The organism is Alphaproteobacteria bacterium PA2 (genome assembly GCA_002256425.1).
Lineage (GTDB): Bacteria > Pseudomonadota > Alphaproteobacteria > Caulobacterales > Caulobacteraceae > Phenylobacterium.
In genome coordinates this window covers 1,121,743-1,140,345 of the sequence record NKIZ01000001.1, presented here as the reverse complement: position 1 = coordinate 1,140,345, position 18,603 = coordinate 1,121,743, and the positions used below count along the sequence as shown (strand labels likewise).

The following is an 18,603-nucleotide window of genomic DNA, read 5'->3' as shown; positions in this document are numbered from 1 at the left end:
CCTACTTGGCTTCCGCCAGGGTCTTCATGGCAGTCAGGGCGCCCATGAACATGGTCCGGCGGCGGGCGATGTCGGCGTCCTTGGCCGCCTGGTCGGGCAGGTTCGAGACGTCATAGACCAGTGTGTAGTTCAGGACCGAGGTCCTGGCCGTGACCGCCTTGGCCTCCAGGAAGCCATGGTAGAGGTTGTAGAACCTGCCCTCCACCGCCGGCTGCACATAGCCGTAAGAGAGGTCAGTCTTTCCGACCATCACCTCTGTGACCCGGCCGCCGGCAATGGCGCGGACCGAGCCGATCCCCCCGTCTCCCGAGGTGATCTTGCAGTCGATCTTCATCCAGACGCCAAGATCACAATAGCCGCCCACCTTGGCCCAGACGGCGGCGGCGGGACGATCCACGGTCTGGGTCATCTTGATGACGGCGTATTCCGGCGCGGCCTGTGCGGCGCCGGCCATGGCCAGGGAAAGGGCGCCGATCAGGGCGGAAATCTTGAGGGACATTGCAGCTCCGGAGTGAAAATCAGGGGGCGAGGTAATTGAGGACCGCCAGGGTCATGGCCTGGACCCCGTTACGGATGGTCGGCTCCGGAACCGGGGCGAAATAGGGCGAGTGATTGGCCGGCAGGGTCTGACCCTTTGCCGCAGCTTCGGCGATCTTGGCCGGATCATAGCCGCCAATGCCGAAGAACAGGGACGGCACGCCGGCGATGACGAACTCGGAATAGTCCTCGCTCTGCGGGCCGGGCGAAGGCTGAACTGTGGCCTTGGCGCCGAAGGCGGCCTTGAACACTTCAGCGGTCCTGGCCGTGACCGTCTCGTCATTGAAGACAGCGCGGCCGCCGACCACCAGGTCAATGTCCGGTGCAGGGGCGCCCGCCATGGCCGCAACAGCAGCGGCGGTGCGGCGGATACCGTCGAGAAGCTTGGCGCGAACTCCGCTGTCATAGCTGCGGATGGTTCCACGCAGCAGGGCGGTGTCCGGGATGATGTTACCGGCATTGCCCGACTGGATGGCGCCGACGGTGATGACCCCAAAGGCGGCCGGGTCCTTTTCGCGGCTGACCACGGTCTGGACATCCATGGTGAAGCGGGCCGCCTCGATCACCGGGTCAATAGTGATGCTGGGGGTCGAACCGTGCCCGCCCTTGCCCTTGAACAGGATTTCCATGCTGTCGGAATTGGAGCTGTTCACGCCTGGCCGATAGGTGACCTCACCATAGCCCGCCGGGCCAACATGCAGGGCGAAACCCACGTCAGGCTTCGGGAACTTCGTGAAAATGCCATCGGCGATCATGCCCCGGGCGCCGCCAGTGGTTTCTTCCGCCGGCTGGCCGACAAACATCAGGGTGCCATGCCACTTGGACTTCATGGCGATCAGGGCCTGGGCGGTCCCGACCCAGGACGCCATATGGATGTCGTGGCCGCAGGAATGAGCGACAGGGGTCTGCTTGCCGTTCCAGGTGGCGGTCACATGGCTGGCGTAGGGCAGACCGGACTTCTCCTCCATGGGAAGGGCGTCCATCTCGGTCCGCACCATGACGGTCGGGCCGGCGCCGTTCTTGTAGATGGCGACAATGCCGGTGCCGGCGATGTTCTCGGTTACAGTGAAGCCCAGGGCGCGCATTTCAGCGGCCAGCTTCTTCGCTGTTTCGGTTTCCTGGAAGCCCAGCTCCGGGTGGGCGTGGATGTCCTTATAAAGCGCATCCAGGCGCGGGTAGAACTTGTTCAGCTGGGCGTCGATCGCCGCCTTGTCGGCCGGGACACTGCGCGCCTGGGCCGACCCTGCGGCGATGAGGGCTAGGGCTGAAAGTCCGGCGACGAGAAGGTGGCGCGACATGGGGATCTCCTGAACAGAGTCCCATTTAGACAGCGCCACGACCGATCACACAACATGCCAGTCTAGAGTTTGATGCCCTGTTCCAGAATCTTGCCGTAGGTCGGGCGGGTCAGGCGGACATATCCCTTGGCCGCTGTCCTGTAGAATATCTTGTCCTTGATCGTCCCGGGATCAAACCCGTCCTTCACAAGATCGACCTTGCGGTACTTGAAGGTGCCCGTTGTGGCTATGACCGGCAGAATGCGGATGAAGACAGGCTGGGCATAGCTGGGCAGCGCCTGGGCCACATAGTCTCCAAAGGTCTTGAGGTCGAAGTCTTCCGAGACCACCAGACCCGCCATGCCGGCCCGGCCCTCCGCCCCAGGGACGGCGACACCGTAGACATTGGCTTCCAGAACGCCGGGCGCCGATTGCAGGTGGGAAGCGACCTCGCCGGTCGAGACGTTCTCGCCCTTCCAGCGGAAGGTGTCGCCGATCCGGTCGACGAAATAGTAGTAGCCGTCGGCGTCCATCTTCATCAGGTCGCCGGTACGGAACCAGGCGTCGCCCTTTTCGAAGACATCGCGCAGGATCTTCTTGTCCGAAGCCGCCTTGTCCACATAGCCCGTGAACTCGCTGCGTGGATCCGACGCCGCGATCTTGCCCAGGCACTCGCCGATCTGACCGACCCCGGCCGCCACGCAAAGCCCGGCGGCGCTGCGGACCGGCGCCTCGGTTTCCAGGTCAAACTGAACCAGCTTGAAATTGATGCGCTTGCCCAGCCACTTGGGCGCGCGACCAATGGCGCCGACCTTGCCGTCGAAGTTGAACATGGAAACATTGCCCTCGGTGGAGCCATAGAACTCCAGCACGTCGGGCACCTTGAACCGGGGGCGCATCTCGGCCCAGACATCGGCGCTGAGGCCGTTTCCGAAGGCCAGGCGCAGCTTGTGCCGGCGCTCATCCTCACCAGGAGGGTGGTTGACCAGATAGCGGCACAGCTCGCCGATATAGACGAACATGGTCGCGCCCTCCTCGACCACATCGGGCCAGAAGCGGGTGGCGGAGAACCGCGACTTCAGGACGACGGATCCGCCATTGAGCAAGGCGGCGCCCAGGCCGCAGAGGCCGCCGGTCGCATGGTAGAGCGGCAGGGCCACATAGATCCGGTCATTGGCCGTCGCACCGGTCGCACCGGCGAAGCCGCGCATGTAGAGCTGGGCCCGCATGTGGCTGATCTTGGCCGCCTTGGGCAGACCGGTCGTACCCGAGGTGTAGATGTAGAGCGCAGGGTCCCTGGCCGTCATGCCGCTGCGCACCGACCGGTCCGGAGGGATCTGACTGCAACTGCGCAGGGTCTGGACCATGTCGCGCTGGGCGCCATGCACTAGACCATGGACCCACTGCATCATGGGTTTTTCAAGCAGGCTCTCAGCGGATTCGAAGGCGGGGGCGGTCTCGGCGTCCAGAATGACATGAGATGCGCCCGACAGGTTGAGACAGTGCGCCAGGGCCTGGCCGACCAGCTGATTGTTGATGAGGGCGGTGATGACGCCCATCTTGGTCAGGCCATACCAGATCGGGAAATACTCCATGCGGTTGGGCATGAAGAGGGCGACCGTCTGGCCGCGCTTCAGGTTCTGGCTGCGCGCCCAGTTGGCATAGCGATTGGCCAGGGCGTCCATCTCGGCATAGGTGAGGGTCTTGCCGTCAAAGGTCAGGGCGCGGCGATCCCGCCAGGTTTCCACGGCCTCCTGCAGGTCATCGCACAGCAGGTTCTCGCTGTCCGGCGAGATGGACTTTACACGCTTCAGCGTCCGGCTGAGACCGCGCCAGAAACGCCAATCCCGCTTGAGCCGATCCTGAAGCCGCATGAAGTCCTCCGTTGAATTTCACCTAGAGAGCGCACCGCAGGCCGGGTCAAGATGCGCCGCTACCGGCAAGCGATCTGACATATATGTGTGACAATTCCGACGCCGCACCTGTTCCGGAACAATTGTGGTAGGACGCCGCCGTGATAGCCCCCAGCACCCACGCCCTTCGCCGCGCCGTCCTGATCGTCGCCCTCGCCAATCTGGCCTATTTCGGCGTGGAGTTCTTCGTCGCGCGAAGGATCGGGTCGGTATCCCTCTTCGCTGACTCTGTGGACTTCCTGGAAGACGCCTCAGTGAACCTGCTGATCCTGGCTGCCCTGGGCTGGTCGGCCCGTCGCAGGGCGACAGTCGGCAAGGGACTGGCCGCTCTGCTGCTGGCGCCGGGTCTGGCGACCCTGTGGACAGTCATCACCAAATTTACACATCCGGTAGTTCCGGATCCGGGCCTCCTGTCCATCACCGGCCTGGGCGCCCTGGGCGTGAATCTTGCCTGCGCCTTCCTGCTGGCCCGATATCGTGAGCACGCCGGAAGCCTGACCCGCGCAGCTTTCCTTTCGGCGCGGAATGACGCCCTGGCCAATATCGCCATCATCGGCGCCGCCTTGCTCACCTCAGTGACCCAAGCCTTCTGGCCGGATCTGGTCGTCGGCCTGGCCATCGCCGCCATGAACATCGACGCAGCGAAAGAGGTCTGGCAGGCAGCCCGTCGGGAAGGCGTCGAGGCCGAAGCCTAGGCGCTATTTCCCGCGGATATCCACGAAGGGTACAGACCCGCCAGTGACCGTCGGAAGCTTTCCGTCCCACTTCTCGATGGCGCGCAGTTGCACGACCTCCGGGCTGCTGGAAATGGACTGGGCGAGCAGGCGGTTGGCCTCGGCCTCACCCCTGGCCTGTTCCACCTTGGACTCCGCCACAGCCTTGGCGACGGCGACCCGGGCCTGGGCGGCGATCGTGTCTGCGTCGGCCTTGGTCTTGGCCTGGATCGAGTCGAGGATGACCTGCGGGTAGCGGATATTGCCGATCCAGTCGACCTGGCTGATCGCCACGCCCTGGGGGCCCCACTTCTTCTGGACCCGGGCAAGGGCCTTCTGGATCACCTGCTGGCGGCCGCCCCTGTAAAGGAACTCCACGGGCACAAGCTCGGTCTCTGCGGCGATGGCGGACCGGATGTCGTTGCGGATGGGCCCCTCGAACAGCTGGTCGAAGGACAGACGATAGCGGGTGTAAAGCACCGGCGCTGCCTGCGGGTCGACCCGCATGACCACCTGGACGTCGGCCGTCATCGGCAGGGCGTTGTTGTCGCTGAAGGAGATTTCTTCGTTGCCGTCAGAGCCGAACTGGTCGGCTTCCCGGGTGTAGGTATAGGTCCGCTGGATCGCCGGATACTGCACGATCCGCTCACCAACCCCGACCAGATACCAACGGGCCGGCAGCGGCTCCTGCTGGACGCCGGCATTGGTGCCCAGGGTCCGGATCCGGACCCCGACATTGCCGGGCTGCACCGTGGTGGAGCAGTTGGTCAGGACCAGAAGGGCGCCAAACAGCACGCCAATGACGGCGATGCCACTCACCAGCCTGCGCGGTGAATAGGCGGGGATTTTTGGATTATTGATGGGTGAGTTTCCGAACATGCTTCGCGATATAGTGGGCCCGACCGCAGTAACAAGAAGCGCTAGTCAGAATAAATTTCCACCCCAAGGGCCGACAGCAGGCGGTATTGCTGATCTGATGCGAAACGGGCGCCGGAATAGCTGCCCAGGGCCGCCAGATTCAGACCGCTCACCTCTGCGCCACGCAGGTCGGCCCCAGCCAGCCTAGCCCCCTCTGTCAGGGCCTGAAACAGGTCCACATTCGTCAGGTCGGCCCTCTCCAGGTTTGCCGAGCGGAGATCGGCTTCCCGCAGGCTTGATCCTCCGAAGTCACCTTCCGGCAGGGCCAGCTCAGCCATGTCGGCCAGTTCCAGATTACACGCCCTGAAACGCCCTGAGGACCTGACGACACTTCGCCCGAAGGACCGACCGAAGTCAGCCTTCAGGAACACCGCGCCGCGCAGATTGCAGGTGTCAAACTCCGCGCCATAGGCCTCGATCCGGTCGAACCTCCCGAAGGAGAGGTTGCATCGGATGAACCGGACCATGTCCATCCGGCTGAAGGCGAACCCGCACCCTGACTGCTGCGCAGACAGGGTGCAGTCCTCGAAGACAGCTTCCCGAAGGTCGGCATGGGTGAAGCGACAGCCTTCAAGTACGCACCCCTGGAACCGCGCGCCCTCCAGGACCGTGCTGGACAGGATCTGATCGCTGAACCGGCAGTCCGTGAAGACACAGTCGGTCAGGTCAAGGTCGGTGAAGTCGATCCCTGAAAGGTCGACCCCCGAAACAGACTGTCCGGACCGGAGATCCATCGGACCCGATCAGCCCTCGGTCTTGATGTAGATCTCGCCGCCTTCGGCCCGGAATTTCTCGGCCATTTCCGCCATGCCGCTGGTCGCCACATCATTCTGTTTGGCGGCGGAGTCGCGGATTTCCTGGCTGATCTTCATGGAGCAGAACTTGGGACCGCACATGGAGCAGAAGTGGGCGGTCTTGAAGGCTTCCTTGGGCAGGCTCTCGTCGTGGTATTCCCGGGCGGTTTCCGGATCGAGGCCCAGGTTGAACTGGTCCTCCCAGCGGAACTCGAACCGGGCGCGGCTCAGCGCGTCGTCCCAGGCGCGGGCGCCGGGATGGCCCTTGGCGAGATCAGCGGCATGGGCGGCGATCTTGTAGGTGATCACCCCCTGCTTAACGTCTTCCCGGTCGGGCAGACCCAGGTGCTCCTTCGGCGTGACATAGCAGAGCATGGCGCAGCCGAACCAGCCGATCATGGCCGCCCCGATCCCGCTGGTGATGTGGTCATAGCCGGGCGCGATGTCGGTGGTCAGTGGGCCCAGGGTGTAGAACGGCGCCTCGCCACAGGCCTTCAGCTGCTTGTCCATATTGGCCTTGATCTTGTGCATGGGCACGTGGCCCGGGCCCTCGATCATGGTCTGCACGCCGTGCTTCCAGGCCACCTGGGTCAGCTCGCCCAGGGTCTCCAGTTCCGCGAACTGGGCGGCGTCATTGGCGTCGGCGATGGACCCCGGCCTCAAGCCATCTCCCAAGCTGAAAGAGACATCATAGGCGCGCATGATTTCGCAAATGTCTTCAAAGTGTTCGTAGAGAAAGTTCTCCTTGTGGTGCGCCAGGCACCACTTGGCCATGATCGACCCGCCGCGGGAGACAATGCCCGTCACCCGCTTGGCCGTCAGGGGCACATAGGCCAGCCGGACACCGGCATGGATGGTGAAGTAATCCACCCCCTGCTCGGCCTGTTCGATCAGGGTGTCGCGGAAGACCTCCCAGTTCAGATCCTCGGCGACGCCGTCGACCTTTTCCAGGGCCTGATAGATCGGCACCGTGCCAATCGGTACAGGACTGTTGCGGATTATCCAGTCACGGATGTTGTGGATGTTGCGGCCGGTGGACAGGTCCATGACCGTGTCGGCGCCCCAGCGGGTCGCCCAGACCATCTTGTCCACCTCATCGGAGATGGTGGAGAGCACGGCCGAATTGCCGATATTGGCGTTGATCTTCACAAGGAAGTTCCGGCCGATGATCATCGGCTCGAGTTCGGTGTGATTGATGTTGGCCGGAATGATGGCCCGGCCCCGGGCGATCTCGTCGCGGACGAATTCAGGCGTCACGAAATCCGGCACCTCGGCGCCGAAATCCTCGCCATCGCGAATGAAGGCATCCGTGGCCTTGCGGCGCAGGTTCTCGCGGATGGCCACATATTCCATTTCCGGCGTGATGATGCCGCGCCGGGCATAGTCCAACTGGGTGACCGCGGCGTCGCCCTTTGCGCGATAGATCCGCCGGGGGGCGTCGAACTGGGGCGCCAGATGCTTGCCCGTGGCGCCGCCATTGTCTTCCGGCTTCACTTCCCGCGGATTTTCGACGACCTCAACATCCCCCCGGGACACCACCCAGGGCTCCCGGGTCCGCGACAGGCCCCGGTGGATGTCGATCATCGCCGTCGGGTCGGTGTAAGGGCCTGAAGGATCATAGATGGTCACCGGCGGCTCGTTGGCCGAGGGATGCACAGCCACTTCGCGGAAGGGCACGCGGATGTCAGGCCACAGGACGCCAGGCTCATAGACCTTGCGCGAACCGGGGCGCTCGCCCGTGGGGATGGCGTTGGCGACGGGGGTCTGGATATTCAAGGCGCAGCTCCTGGCGTTAGGAGGCCATGCGCAAAGGGTCGGTCCGTACGAACGGTCCGTTCCCTTCGCCGGCATGACCCGGATCAGGTTCTACGGGTCGCGGGCTCACCCGCCTCTCAGCCGCTCAAGCGCGGCCCCCCGAGGACGGATCAAAACCTAGGCCTGATCGCGCCTCAGGGGAAGGGTCAACACGCCTAGATGGCCAGCTGACCGCCCAGCTCCACCACACGGCCCGCAGGAATGTGGAAGAAGTCAGTGGGATTGGCCGCATTGCGGGTCATCCAGATGAAGACGTTGTTGAGCAGCTTCGGCAGGCGCGAGCTGGCGCTGGGCACAATGGTCCGGCGACCCAGGAAGAACGAGGTCGACATGATGTCAAAGGCCACGCCCTTCTTGCGCAGCTCCGCCAGAGCCTTTGGCACATTCGGGGTTTCCATGAAGCCATAGGTCAGGGAGATCCGCGTAAAGTCGTCCGACAGCTTCTGGATCGCGGCGCGCTCAAACTCAGAGACCCGGGGCACATCGGCGGTACGGATGCTGACGATCAGGTTGTTCCTGTGGATGACCCGGTTGTGCTTGAGATTGTGCAGCAGGGCCGCCGGCGTCACGTCCGGATCCGAGGTCAGGAAGACCGCCGTCCCCTCGGCGCGATAGGCCGAAGAGGTGGCGAAGACCGGAACCATGTCTTCCAGGGGCACGCTTTCGGCGGCCACCTTCTCGGCGATCAGCTCGGTGCCCCGGACCCAGGTGGCCATCAGGGTGAAGACCGCCGCGCCAAGTATCAGGGGTACAAAGCCGCCGGAGAAGATCTTCAGGGCGTTGGCGCCAAGGAAAATCATGTCGATGGCGAAGAGCGGGCCGATCAGCAGCAGGGCTTGCCAGAGGGACCACTTCCACTTCCGGCGAACAACAATGAAGGCCAGGGAAGTCGTGACCGCCATGGTCCCCGTCACCGCCAGCCCATAGGCATGGGACAGGTCAGAAGATGTCTTGAAAACCGCAATCAACAGGACGACCCCGATGGCCAGCATCAGGTTGATCTGCGGCATATAGATTTCACCGGCCTGGGTCGGGGACGTCCGCAGGACCGTCATCCGCGGCAGGAGACCCAGCTGCATGGCCTGATTGGTCAGGGAGAAGGCGCCGGTGATCACCGCCTGGGATGCAATGATGGTCGCGGCTGTGGCCAGCAGGACCAGCGGCGCGCGATAGGCTTCCGGCGCCATCAGGAAGAACCAGTTGTCGTTTTGCACTGGATTGCCGTGGGACTGGGCGATCAGGTTCAGCACAAAGGCGCCCTGTCCCAGATAGTTGAGCATGAGGGCCGGCAGGACAAACCCGACCCATGAGGCCTGGATCGGCCAGCGACCGAAATGGCCCATGTCGGCATAAAGCGCCTCGGCCCCGGTCACCGTCAGGAAGACAGACCCCAGAACGAAGAGCCCGGCCACGCCATGATTACTCAGGAAGCGCAGGGCATGGATGGGATTGAGGGCGCCTGCGATCGCCGGAGCGTGGAGAATATGGGTTACGCCCAGCAGGGCGATGACCATGAACCAGACCACGCAGATCGGGCCGAAATAGCGGCCCATGCCTGTTGTCCCCTTTGACTGCACGGCAAAGAGAACCACCAGAATGGTCAGGCTGGACACCAGAACCACCGGCAGTGTGACGCCCGAAGATATTGCTGGAATGCTCCGCAGGCCCTCTACGGCCGATAGCACAGAGACAGCCGGCGTGATGATGGCGTCGCCATAGAAGAGCGCTGCGCCCGTGCAGGCCAGGAAGAAGATCAGCGGCGTGCGCCGGCCTACGGCGCCCTGAGCCAGGGCCGCCAGGGACAGGACCCCGCCCTCCCCGCGATTGTCGGCCCGCATCAGGAAGAAGACGTATTTGATCGTCACCACCAGGAAGAGGGCCCAAAGGGCCAGGGAGGTAACCCCCATGACCGATCCGACCGTCATGCTGGCCTCGCCCGTCTGGGCCAGGGCTTCGCGGAAGGCGTAGAGGGGGCTGGTGCCGATATCGCCGAAGACCACGCCGACACTGCCAAGGGCCAGGGTCCAGAAGCGCGCGTCGGCCTTGTGGGCGGACGTGGAGGGATCAGGGGAAGGCGACTGGGCTTTTGCGGACGCGGCGAGATTGTTCTCACCCGTCATGGGGAAAGCGCTCCTTGAGTCCCGAAGGGCCGTCCCCCCAGGAAACATGCTGCACTGCAATACGCCTGAGTCTCGCCACTGAAAAGCTGGTATTTTGACACCTCTGGATCGGGCCGGAATTTGGCCCATATTCAAGGCGAGCTTCAGACTTCAAGCGACCCGCAGGAGACGATCATGAGACTCTTCGCCCTTTGCCTTTCCACCGCACTGGCCCTGTCCGCCGCCAGCGGCTCCGCAAACGCTGCTTGCTTCAGAATGAGTGAGATCCGGGGCCATTCCATCGCCGACAGGGACACCATGTACCTGGCTGTCGGCCGTCAGGATGTCTACAAGGTGTCCATGAAGGGCGCCTGTCTGGGCGGCGCCATGCGCAGTGATCCGATCATCACGGAAAGCTTTGGCGGCGGGGCGATCTGCAAGCCCATTGATCTCAATCTCAAGATCGCGACCACGGGTGGCGCCAGCGCCTGCATCATCGACAGGATCGAAAAGCTGAGCCCCGAACAGGCCTCAGCCATTCCGAAAAAGCTTCGCCCCTAGGGCCCAGCATATGGGCGCGGCGTCAGGACCTGTGTTAGGCCGGTCCTGACAGGAGTTCCCCATGCATCTCGCCCGTTTCCCCCGCGCCCGTTTCGCCCACCTGCCGACGCCGCTGGAGCCCATGCCCAGGCTGAGCGCCGAGCTCGGGGGCCCGAAGCTGTGGGTCAAGCGGGATGACTGCACCGGTCTGGCCGGCGGCGGCAACAAGACCCGCAAGCTGGAATTCCTGGTGGGCGAGGCCCTGGCCCAGGGCGCCGACACCCTGGTGACCCAGGGGGCAGTCCAGTCCAACCATGTCCGCCAGACCGCCGCCGCAGCGGCCCGCTATGGCATGGCCTGCGAGATCATCCTGGAAGAACGGGTCGCCACCAACGCCGCCGACTACAATGAAAGCGGCAATGTCCTGCTGGATCGCCTGATGGGCGGTAAGCTGCGCAATGTGCCGGCTGGATCCGACATGAATGCGGCGCTCGACGCCGTGGCCGAGGAAGTCCGCGCCCAGGGCGGCAAGCCCTATGTCATTCCCGGCGGCGGCTCGAACACCATAGGCGCGCTCGGCTATGTGGACTGCGCCATCGAACTGGTGACCCAGGCCAATGCCCAGGGTCTGGTCATTGACCGCATCGTCACGGCCACTGGCAGCGCAGGAACCCATGCGGGCCTGGTGGCGGGCCTGGCCCTGGTGGGCGCCGATATTCCGATCCTCGGAATAGGTGTCCGGGCGCCGAAGGAGACCCAGGAAGCCAATGTCCACAAGCTGGCCGTAGCGACTGCCGAACTGCTGGGCCATGGCGACCGGGTCACCCGCGACATGACCGTCGCCAATTGCGACTATGTGGGCGCCGGCTATGGCCTGGTGGATGAGGCCATCATCGAAGCCCTGAAGCTCGCCGCCCGGACCGAGGCCCTGCTGCTGGATCCGGTCTATACCGGCAAGGCCATGAAGGGTCTGATCGACCTCTGCCGGAAGGGTCATTTCAAGGACGAGACCGTGGTCTTCCTGCACACCGGCGGGGCCCAGGGCCTCTCGGGCTATGCAACGGTTCTGGAAGGACATCTGGCATGAGCAAGGTGCTCGGCGTTCTGGGGGGCATGGGGCCCGCCGCCACCCTCGACTTCCTGACCAAGGTCCAGGCCTTCACCCCGGCCAAGAAGGATCAGGACCACATCCGGGTCATCGTCGACATCAACCCCCAGGTGCCGGACCGCAATGACCCCTTCGCCAAGCCGGGCCCTATCCTGGCCGAGATGGCGGGCGCCCTGCGCGGCGCTGGCGCCGATGTCCTGGCCATCGCCTGCAACACCGCCCACGTCCACGCTGGCCTGATCAGCCGGTCCTCAGGCCTTCCCCTGATCGACATGATCGCCACAGGGGCTCGGGCTGCCCGGGACACCGGCGCCCGGCGGGCAGGCGTGCTGGGCACGAAGGACGCGGTGAAGCTCTATCACGAGTATCTGGCGGCCCAGGGCATGGGTCTGGTCACCCTGCCTCCTGAAGCGCAGACAGGCTTCATGACCCTGCTGAACATGATCAAGGCTGGCGACCGCAGCACTTCTGTCCGCCAGGGCATGGCCGATCTTGCCCAGATCCTGGTCAGCGAAGGGGCCGAAGCCGTCATCGCCGGATGCACCGAAGTGCCTCTGGTCCTCACCCCAGGTGAGGTTTCCGTGCCCCTGCTTGACGCCGGCGAACTGCTGGCCCGGCGCTGCGTCAATGTCTGCCTGGGCCTGGAACCCGTTCCGGTTCTCGAAGGCTAGAGCGCCGACCCGGAAAGGCTGGGACCTACGAACTGCATACCGGCCTGCGCCGGTATGACCGGGGGTGGGCATGCCGCAGCATTTCAACCGCTCACCCCTGCGGAGGCCGGGGTCCAGTTCATAAAGCTCGGCCTTGCCGCCGATCAGCTCTTCTTAAAGCCGCGCCGCCCCGAAGGTGTTGCAGGCGGCCGGGTCGCCCGACTCCACCCCAGCCCGGAACCACTTCATGCGCTGGGCGCTGGACCCGTGGGTGAAGGCGTCGGGAACCACCTGGCCCTGGGCCTGTTTCTGCAGGGTGTCGTCGCCGACGGCAGAGGCGGCCGCAAGGCCATCCTCGATATCTCTGGGGTCCAGGGCGACGCGACCGCCGGAAACCTCGGCCGCATGGGCCGCCCAGACGCCGGCATAGCAGTCGGCCTGCAGCTCCAGACGCACAGACCCTGAATCTGCCCCACGGGCGCCCAGGCGCCGGGACTGTTCGGCCGCGCCGGTCAGCTGCTGGACGTGATGACCGATCTCGTGGGCGATGACATAGGCCCGGGCGGCCTCGCCGCCGGCCCCGAACCGGGTTTCCAGTTCCTGCCAGAAGCTCAAGTCCAGATAGACCTTCTGATCCTGCGGACAATAGAACGGCCCCATGGCGCTCTGGCCCTCGCCACAGCCGGTGGGTGTCGCCTGCTGGTAGATGACCATGCCGGCCGGCCGCTGATAGGCGCGGCCCGACTGCTGGAAGATGGGCGTCCAGACATCGGTGGTCGACTGCTCGATGACGTCGACGAACTGGGCGTCCTGATCGCCGGGGGTGCCCCTGGCGCCGGCCTGCTGTTCCTGCTGGGCCTGGGCGCCGTTGATCTGGTTGACAGCACTCAGGGTGTCGGACGGACTGATACCAAAGACAAAATAGCCGATGGCCGCCAGGACCAGGCCGCCGACGCCTATGCCGCCAGCCGCAACGGGATGGAGCCCACGCCGGTCCTCGATATTGCCGCCCCGGTCACCGTCCTGCCAACGCATGGGAATACCTCTTCAAGTTCGCCGGGAACATGCGGCGAAACCCGTGAAAGGTCTAGGGTTCGGGAAGGTCTAGGGTTTGGAGACCGAGAACCGGGCCAGCTCCTTCTTCGGCGCCTCCCATTCCGGGCTGATCTCCTGGGCCTTCTGATAGTCGAAATAGGCGGCCTTCAGGTTGTCCAGCCCCTCATAGGCCAGGGCGCGGTTGTAATAGGCCTTGGCCGGCTCATCGACGCCCAGGTCGATGGCCCGGTTGATGTCCACCAGGGCCTGGGAGAACTGGCGACGGCCAACCAGGGCCGCGCCCCGGTTGACATAGGCCTCCCCCAGATTGGGCGCGAGGCGGGCGGCTTCGTCAAAGTCCCGGGTGGCGTCGTCATAGCTGGCCCGGCGCAGGCGCAGGACACCGCGGTTCACATAGGTCCCCGCCCTGTCCTGGGTGTCGAGGAATTCGGTCTTGAGCGACTCCGTGCAGACCTTTTCATATTGTGCGTCCACCTCGCCACGAATGGCCGCCTTGGAGCAGGCCTCGGCCATACCTCCGCCAAACACGGTGGAGGCCGCCAGGGCCGACTGGGGTGCGAGAACCGCCGCAGCCAGAACCATTGGGGCGAATCCGGCGGCGATGAAGAGCTTGGACATGATACATTCCTGCTTGGGCTGCGACCTGATGGCGGCAGGCTCACCCCAAAGCCGCGAGGTGTCAAATCACGCTGGCGGCAGGCGGAACCTGCGGGTTTCCCGCAGCAGGATATAGACCCCGCTGCCCGCCACCACCAGGGCGCCGACCCAGGTGAAGACCTTGGGAACCTCATGCCAGATGAAGAACCCGAACAGGGTGGCCCAAACCATCTGGGTATAGTCGAAGGGCGCCACCACGGCGACATTGGCCCGGCGCAGGGCCTCGGTCAGAAACAATTGCCCGACACCGCCCAGCAGACCGCCAAGGATCAGCAGGCCCAGCACCGGCAGATCGGGAATGATCCAGCCAAAGGGCAGGCTGGCCAGGCCCAGCACCGTTCCGGCAAGGGTGAAATAGAAGACGATGGTCGGGCCTGGTTCTGTCCGGCCGATCTCGCGGATGGCGATCTGGGCGCCCGCAGCCGACACGGCGGCGATCAGGGCGAAGACCACGCCAATACCGGCGAAATGAGCCGGGTCAGGGTGGATCATGATGACCACGCCAATGAACCCGACCACTACCGCCGCCCAGCGGTGGGCGCCCACCGGCTCGCGCAGGATCAGTGCCGACAGGGCGGTCATGAACAGGGGCGTGGAAAAGGACAGGGCCGTGGACTGGGTCAGGGGCAGAAGACTGACCGCCGAAAACCCGAACACCATGCCTGACAGACCAATGGTGCTGCGGACCAGATGCCCCACCGGCCGCCGGGTCTTCAGAACCCCCAACCCCGCAGTCTGGCTGATGTAGAGCAGGACCGGGACGAAGGCGAAGGCGTTGCGGAAGAAGACAATCTCCAGGACCGGCACCCCCTTGCCGGAGGTCCACTTCACAATCGCCCCCAGCCCCGCCATGCAACACATGGCCGCCACCCGGAAGATGATCCCGAGACCGGTGTTCTGGACCTGGGCGTGGGGTGCGGGGGCGGCGGGGGTGGTCAAGGGGCGACTCCAGATGGCTGGCCATAGCCTCTCAGGCCCTGCGACGCCACAACCACAGCAGCCTGCGGGAACTTTTCGCAGGCCGCGGGGCCACACGTCTCTTCAGTACCTGTGCGCGCCTGCGGAACCATGGCATCCAGTTCCTGCCCGAACCTGGGGAGGCAAATGGCCATGCGAGACCACATCCTCCGAAGCCTTCTGATCCTGCTTGGAGCAGCCGCCGTCCTGATCGGATCGTCGATCTTCTTCCTCGGCGCCCAGATCACGGCTGCAACGACCGAACGCCTGACAGATTTTGCTCTGGGTCTGCCCTTCGAGGGCGGAGAGACCTTCTCGCCGACCACCGACAGTGAACTTCGTTTTTACGCGCCTTTCTGGGTCGCCTATGGCGCGGCGCTTATCTGGACATCCGCCAGACTTGACGATCACCGACGCTGGATCGTGCCCCTGGCCGGCCTGTTTCTCGCTGGAGGGGTTGGCAGGGCGCTGGCCTGGCTGGCTGGCGGTCCACCCCGACTGCCGTTCATCATCCTGCTGGGCCTGGAATTGACTGTTCCCGTCCTGATCGTGGCACTGGCCTGGAAGCCCGGGGGCAAACCCCCCGCCTAGTTTGGCCTGGATCAAAGCCAAGCGCGCTTTCCTGGCCGACCCTGACTGACCCTATCCCGTGGTGCCCCAGGCCGGACTCGAACCAGCACGCCTCTCGGCAATAGATTTTGAGTCTACCGCGTCTACCATTTCGCCACTGGGGCGCCAGCGGGGCGGGCAATCTAGGGCATGTTCCCAGAAGTGGGAACCGGTTATCGGACCGGACATGCGCTGAAATCAGGGGGCGACTGTGGCCGCAAGCCCCGGAATTGCGTCGGGCCCTTCGGGTCGCTATATGTATATGATAATCACTCGCAAGTACGCAGAGACAGGTTCCCTCCCCTTCCCATGACCGCGCCTTTCCCGACCAAGGACCTCACCGCCCGGCAGGGCGAGGGCGCGCGCGTGAGGCTGCGGGACGCCAGGGTCGGCGCGGCGGGCGTGATCGTTGACGTGCAGGCCGATCGGGATGGTCTGGACCACGGGGTCGACGCCGCTGAACTGCAGAGGCGGTTGCTGGAATTCGGCTTTGTGGAAGGCGCCCGGATCGAGGTGATCCATGAGGGCGGGGTGGGACATGACCCCATAGCCGTCAAGCTGGACGACATGCGCATCGCCCTGCGCCGCCGGGACGCCGGCGATGTGATGATCCAGCTGGACGCCTAGATGACTTCCGCCCTCGCCGCCCCGGCCCGCATCGCCCCAGCCCGCATCGCTCTTGTGGGCAATCCCAACTGCGGCAAGACCGCCCTGTTCAACGCCCTGACCGGGGCGCGGCAGAAGGTGGCCAACTATGCCGGGGTGACGGTCGAGCGGAAGGAAGGCACGGTGGTGTCAGCCTCTGGCCGGCGGATCCAGGTGCTGGACCTGCCGGGCACCTATTCCCTGCGGGCCCGCAGCCCGGACGAGGCGGTGACCCGGGATGCGGTCCTGGGCCGGCTGGCCGGAGAGATCGCCCCCGACGTGGTGGTCTGTGTGGCCGACGCCACCAATCTGCGGCTGGTCCTGCGGCTGATCCTGGAGCTCAAGGCCGTGGGGCGCCCCCTGGTCCTGGCGCTGAACATGTACGACATCGCCCAGAGGCAGGGGCTGAAGATCGACCTGGAGGGGCTGTCGCGGGAAATTGGCGCGCCCATTGTCACAACCGTGGCCACCCGCCGCCGGGGGATCGAGGACCTGGTGGCAAAGGTCGATGAGGTTCTGGCCGACCTGCCGCCGGTCCAGGCCAGCGAATGGCGCGAACTGGACGCCTCACAGATCAAGGACGCCCACCGCAAGGCCCAGGCCATGATGCGGGCCTATGTCCGCCCGCCCGAGCACCCCGACACCCTGACCGGGCGGATCGACAGCGTCCTGCTGCATCCGGTGTGGGGCATGACCATCCTGCTGACCCTGCTGTTCGTCATGTTCCAGGCGGTGTTCACGGGCGCCGCGCCGGCCATGGACCTGATCGACCAGAGCTTTGGCCAGCTAGCGGCAGGTATCTCTGCGGTCCTGCCGGACGGCCTGCTGCGCGGGCTGCTGGCGGACGGGATCATTGCCGGGGTCGGCAGTGTCCTGGTCTTCCTGCCGCAGATCCTGATCCTGTTCTTCTTCATCATCCTGCTGGAGGACTCCGGCTACATGGCCCGGGCGGCCTTCCTGATGGACAAGATCATGGGCGGAGCGGGCCTGCATGGCCGGGCCTTCATCCCCCTGCTCTCCAGCTTCGCCTGCGCCATTCCGGGCATCATGTCGACGCGGGTCATCGACAACAAGCGCGACCGCCTGACCACCATGATGATCGCGCCCCTGATGACCTGCTCGGCGCGGATCCCGGTCTATACCCTGATCATCGGCGCCGTGGTGCCGCAGAAGACCCTGTGGGGCTTCGCCAGCCTGCAGGGCCTGGTCATGTTCGGCCTTTATGCGGCGGGTATCTTCTCGGCCCTGGCCGTCAGCCTGGTCATGCGCAAGGTGTTCTGGCGCGGGGTCAGCGAGCCTTTCATGATGGAGCTTCCAACCTACAAGGCGCCAGAGCTGATCAATGTCGCCCGCAGTCTTTGGCTCCGGGCCAAGATCTTCATCAAGCGGGCCGGGCGCGTGATCCTGCCCCTGATGGTCCTGGTCTGGTTCCTGTCCACCTTCCCCAATGCCCCTGCAGGGGCCACAGGCCCGGCCATCGACTACAGCTTCGCCGGCATGATCGGCCACGCCCTGGCGCCGATCTTCGCGCCCATCGGTTTCAACTGGCAGATGACCGTGGCCCTGATCCCCGGCATGGCGGCCCGGGAAGTGGCTGTGGCCGCCCTGGGCACGGTTTATGCGGTGGGCGGGGATGCGGCGACCAGCCTGGCGACCACCCTGCATCAGTCCTGGTCCCTGGCCTCGGGCCTGGCCTTCCTGGCCTGGTATGTCTTTGCGCCCCAGTGCGTGGCGACCCTGGCCGTGGTGCGGCGGGAGACCAATACCTGGCGCTGGCCCATCTTCATGTTCGTCTACATGCTGGCCCTGGCCTATGGGGCGGCCTTCATCGTCTACCAGACCGCCGTCGCGCTGGGCTGGGGCTAGCCCCCCAGAGCCTGGGCCGCGCCCTGCAGCCGTGACAGCAGACGCTTGAGCATGGCGACCTCGGACGGGGCCAGGCCAGCGATCAGGGCCGCCTCATAGGCCAGGGCCAGGGGCGCGATCTCACTGTGCAGATGGGCGCCTTCCTTGGTGAGGGCCAGCATGTGCGACCGCCCGTCCCGTTTGTGCTCACTGCGGCTGACAATGCGCCGGTTCAGCAGACCCTGGGCCGCCCGGCTGACGGTCACCTTGTCCATGCCGGTGCGGGCGACAATGTCCACCTGGCTGAGGGCCAGGTCTTCGGCCAGGACACAGATCAGGCGCCATTGCGGAATGGTCAGGCCGAACCGGTCCTCATAGGCCCGTGCGATCAGGCCCGAGACGGCGTTGGAGGCGACCGACAGCCTGTAGGGCAGATAGTCGTCGAGCCGCAGGCCGCTCGCCGACGTCTC

The 18,603-nt window shown here is 64.9% G+C and carries 18 protein-coding genes, 1 tRNA gene and 1 riboswitch; of the genes, 7 read left to right on the top strand and 12 right to left on the bottom strand.

The window, feature by feature from the left end; genetic code table 11:
• Window position 1: 1 nt before the first annotated feature.
• The 3 genes from CFE28_05530 to CFE28_05520 all read right to left on the bottom strand — a co-directional run bounded on the left by CFE28_05530 (window position 2) and on the right by CFE28_05520 (window position 3,688).
• Window positions 2-499, bottom strand: coding sequence for a polyketide cyclase (locus CFE28_05530; protein OYU69509.1), 498 nt, complete (start codon window positions 497-499; stop codon window positions 2-4).
• A 19-nt stretch (window positions 500-518) separates the two neighbouring features.
• Window positions 519-1,835: a peptidase M20 gene (locus CFE28_05525; GenBank protein ID OYU69508.1), complete on the bottom strand. Its 1,317-nt coding sequence runs from the start codon at window positions 1,833-1,835 to the stop codon at window positions 519-521.
• A 62-nt stretch (window positions 1,836-1,897) separates the two neighbouring features.
• The gene (locus CFE28_05520; protein ID OYU69507.1) at window positions 1,898-3,688 is read right to left on the bottom strand and encodes a long-chain-acyl-CoA synthetase; all 1,791 of its coding nucleotides are present in this window, start codon (window positions 3,686-3,688) and stop codon (window positions 1,898-1,900) included.
• A 143-nt stretch (window positions 3,689-3,831) separates the two neighbouring features.
• On the opposite strand from CFE28_05520, the gene CFE28_05515 reads away from it, so the two are divergent.
• On the top strand, window positions 3,832-4,422 hold the full coding sequence (locus CFE28_05515) for a cobalt transporter (protein OYU71572.1): 591 nt from the start codon (window positions 3,832-3,834) through the stop codon (window positions 4,420-4,422).
• Between the two features lie 3 nt (window positions 4,423-4,425).
• On the opposite strand, the gene CFE28_05510 is transcribed toward CFE28_05515, so the two are convergent.
• The 4 genes from CFE28_05510 to trkD all read right to left on the bottom strand — a co-directional run bounded on the left by CFE28_05510 (window position 4,426) and on the right by trkD (window position 10,087).
• The gene (locus CFE28_05510) at window positions 4,426-5,319 is read right to left on the bottom strand and encodes a stomatin/prohibitin-like protein (GenBank protein ID OYU69506.1); all 894 of its coding nucleotides are present in this window, start codon (window positions 5,317-5,319) and stop codon (window positions 4,426-4,428) included.
• Between the two features lie 41 nt (window positions 5,320-5,360).
• Window positions 5,361-6,092 (bottom strand): hypothetical protein, encoded by a 732-nt coding sequence (locus tag CFE28_05505; GenBank protein ID OYU69505.1) that lies wholly within the window; start codon window positions 6,090-6,092, stop codon window positions 5,361-5,363.
• A gap of 9 nt (window positions 6,093-6,101) precedes the next feature.
• Window positions 6,102-7,928 (bottom strand): phosphomethylpyrimidine synthase ThiC, encoded by a 1,827-nt coding sequence (locus CFE28_05500; protein ID OYU69504.1) that lies wholly within the window; start codon window positions 7,926-7,928, stop codon window positions 6,102-6,104.
• 42 nt (window positions 7,929-7,970) lie between these two features.
• Window positions 7,971-8,079, bottom strand: a riboswitch (TPP riboswitch).
• Between the two features lie 43 nt (window positions 8,080-8,122).
• Complete coding sequence (trkD, locus tag CFE28_05495) at window positions 8,123-10,087, bottom strand: potassium transporter Kup (protein ID OYU69503.1); 1,965 nt, start codon at window positions 10,085-10,087, stop codon at window positions 8,123-8,125.
• 174 nt (window positions 10,088-10,261) lie between these two features.
• Here trkD and CFE28_05490 point away from each other — a divergent pair, with 174 nt between their 5' ends.
• From CFE28_05490 to CFE28_05480, 3 genes are all read left to right on the top strand, one after another.
• Entirely contained in the window at window positions 10,262-10,627 is a 366-nt protein-coding gene (locus CFE28_05490; protein OYU69502.1) for a hypothetical protein, read from the top strand.
• A gap of 61 nt (window positions 10,628-10,688) precedes the next feature.
• Window positions 10,689-11,693: a D-cysteine desulfhydrase gene (locus tag CFE28_05485; GenBank protein ID OYU69501.1), complete on the top strand. Its 1,005-nt coding sequence runs from the start codon at window positions 10,689-10,691 to the stop codon at window positions 11,691-11,693.
• Window positions 11,690-12,385: an aspartate racemase gene (locus CFE28_05480; protein OYU69500.1), complete on the top strand. Its 696-nt coding sequence runs from the start codon at window positions 11,690-11,692 to the stop codon at window positions 12,383-12,385. Before CFE28_05485 ends, CFE28_05480 begins: the two co-directional genes overlap by 4 nt.
• Window positions 12,386-12,538: 153 nt before the next feature.
• Here CFE28_05480 and CFE28_05475 read toward each other — a convergent pair whose 3' ends face one another.
• From CFE28_05475 to CFE28_05465, 3 genes are all read right to left on the bottom strand, one after another.
• A complete protein-coding gene (locus tag CFE28_05475) occupies window positions 12,539-13,399 on the bottom strand; it encodes a flagellar biosynthesis protein FlgM (protein OYU69499.1) in 861 nt (286 codons plus the stop codon).
• Between the two features lie 69 nt (window positions 13,400-13,468).
• Window positions 13,469-14,038, bottom strand: a complete 570-nt coding sequence (locus CFE28_05470; GenBank protein OYU69498.1) for a hypothetical protein — start codon at window positions 14,036-14,038, stop codon at window positions 13,469-13,471.
• A gap of 66 nt (window positions 14,039-14,104) precedes the next feature.
• Entirely contained in the window at window positions 14,105-15,016 is a 912-nt protein-coding gene (locus CFE28_05465; protein ID OYU69497.1) for a hypothetical protein, read from the bottom strand.
• Window positions 15,017-15,145: 129 nt separating this feature from the next.
• Here CFE28_05465 and CFE28_05460 point away from each other — a divergent pair, with 129 nt between their 5' ends.
• Window positions 15,146-15,625, top strand: coding sequence for a hypothetical protein (locus CFE28_05460; protein ID OYU69496.1), 480 nt, complete (start codon window positions 15,146-15,148; stop codon window positions 15,623-15,625).
• Between the two features lie 59 nt (window positions 15,626-15,684).
• On the opposite strand, the gene CFE28_05455 is transcribed toward CFE28_05460, so the two are convergent.
• Window positions 15,685-15,768: transfer RNA gene (locus CFE28_05455), tRNA-Leu, on the bottom strand.
• A 184-nt stretch (window positions 15,769-15,952) separates the two neighbouring features.
• Between CFE28_05455 and CFE28_05450 the strand changes: the two genes are divergently transcribed.
• Together CFE28_05450 and feoB are read left to right on the top strand one after the other, a co-directional pair.
• Complete coding sequence (locus CFE28_05450; protein OYU69495.1) at window positions 15,953-16,270, top strand: iron transporter; 318 nt, start codon at window positions 15,953-15,955, stop codon at window positions 16,268-16,270.
• Complete coding sequence (gene feoB, locus CFE28_05445) at window positions 16,271-18,154, top strand: ferrous iron transport protein B (protein ID OYU69494.1); 1,884 nt, start codon at window positions 16,271-16,273, stop codon at window positions 18,152-18,154.
• On the opposite strand, the gene CFE28_05440 is transcribed toward feoB, so the two are convergent.
• Window positions 18,151-18,567 (bottom strand): MarR family transcriptional regulator, encoded by a 417-nt coding sequence (locus CFE28_05440; GenBank protein ID OYU71571.1) that lies wholly within the window; start codon window positions 18,565-18,567, stop codon window positions 18,151-18,153. The genes feoB and CFE28_05440 overlap by 4 nt on opposite strands.
• Window positions 18,568-18,603: the final 36 nt, after the last annotated feature.

Excerpts from the sequence above, each read along its gene's own strand:
- CFE28_05475 (OYU69499.1), bottom strand. The coding sequence starts at position 13,399 with ATGCGTTGGCAGGACGGTGACCGGGGCGGCAATATCGAGGACCGGCGT.
- CFE28_05510 (OYU69506.1), bottom strand. The coding sequence starts at position 5,319 with ATGTTCGGAAACTCACCCATCAATAATCCAAAAATCCCCGCCTATTCA.
- CFE28_05450 (OYU69495.1), top strand. The coding sequence starts at position 15,953 with ATGACCGCGCCTTTCCCGACCAAGGACCTCACCGCCCGGCAGGGCGAG.
- CFE28_05470 (OYU69498.1), bottom strand. The coding sequence starts at position 14,038 with ATGTCCAAGCTCTTCATCGCCGCCGGATTCGCCCCAATGGTTCTGGCT.
- CFE28_05530 (OYU69509.1), bottom strand. The coding sequence starts at position 499 with ATGTCCCTCAAGATTTCCGCCCTGATCGGCGCCCTTTCCCTGGCCATG.
- CFE28_05505 (OYU69505.1), bottom strand. The coding sequence starts at position 6,092 with ATGGATCTCCGGTCCGGACAGTCTGTTTCGGGGGTCGACCTTTCAGGG.
- trkD (OYU69503.1), bottom strand. The coding sequence starts at position 10,087 with ATGACGGGTGAGAACAATCTCGCCGCGTCCGCAAAAGCCCAGTCGCCT.
- CFE28_05460 (OYU69496.1), top strand. The coding sequence starts at position 15,146 with ATGGCATCCAGTTCCTGCCCGAACCTGGGGAGGCAAATGGCCATGCGA.
- CFE28_05525 (OYU69508.1), bottom strand. The coding sequence starts at position 1,835 with ATGTCGCGCCACCTTCTCGTCGCCGGACTTTCAGCCCTAGCCCTCATC.
- feoB (OYU69494.1), top strand. The coding sequence starts at position 16,271 with ATGACTTCCGCCCTCGCCGCCCCGGCCCGCATCGCCCCAGCCCGCATC.
- CFE28_05520 (OYU69507.1), bottom strand. The coding sequence starts at position 3,688 with ATGCGGCTTCAGGATCGGCTCAAGCGGGATTGGCGTTTCTGGCGCGGT.
- CFE28_05480 (OYU69500.1), top strand. The coding sequence starts at position 11,690 with ATGAGCAAGGTGCTCGGCGTTCTGGGGGGCATGGGGCCCGCCGCCACC.
- CFE28_05485 (OYU69501.1), top strand. The coding sequence starts at position 10,689 with ATGCATCTCGCCCGTTTCCCCCGCGCCCGTTTCGCCCACCTGCCGACG.
- CFE28_05490 (OYU69502.1), top strand. The coding sequence starts at position 10,262 with ATGAGACTCTTCGCCCTTTGCCTTTCCACCGCACTGGCCCTGTCCGCC.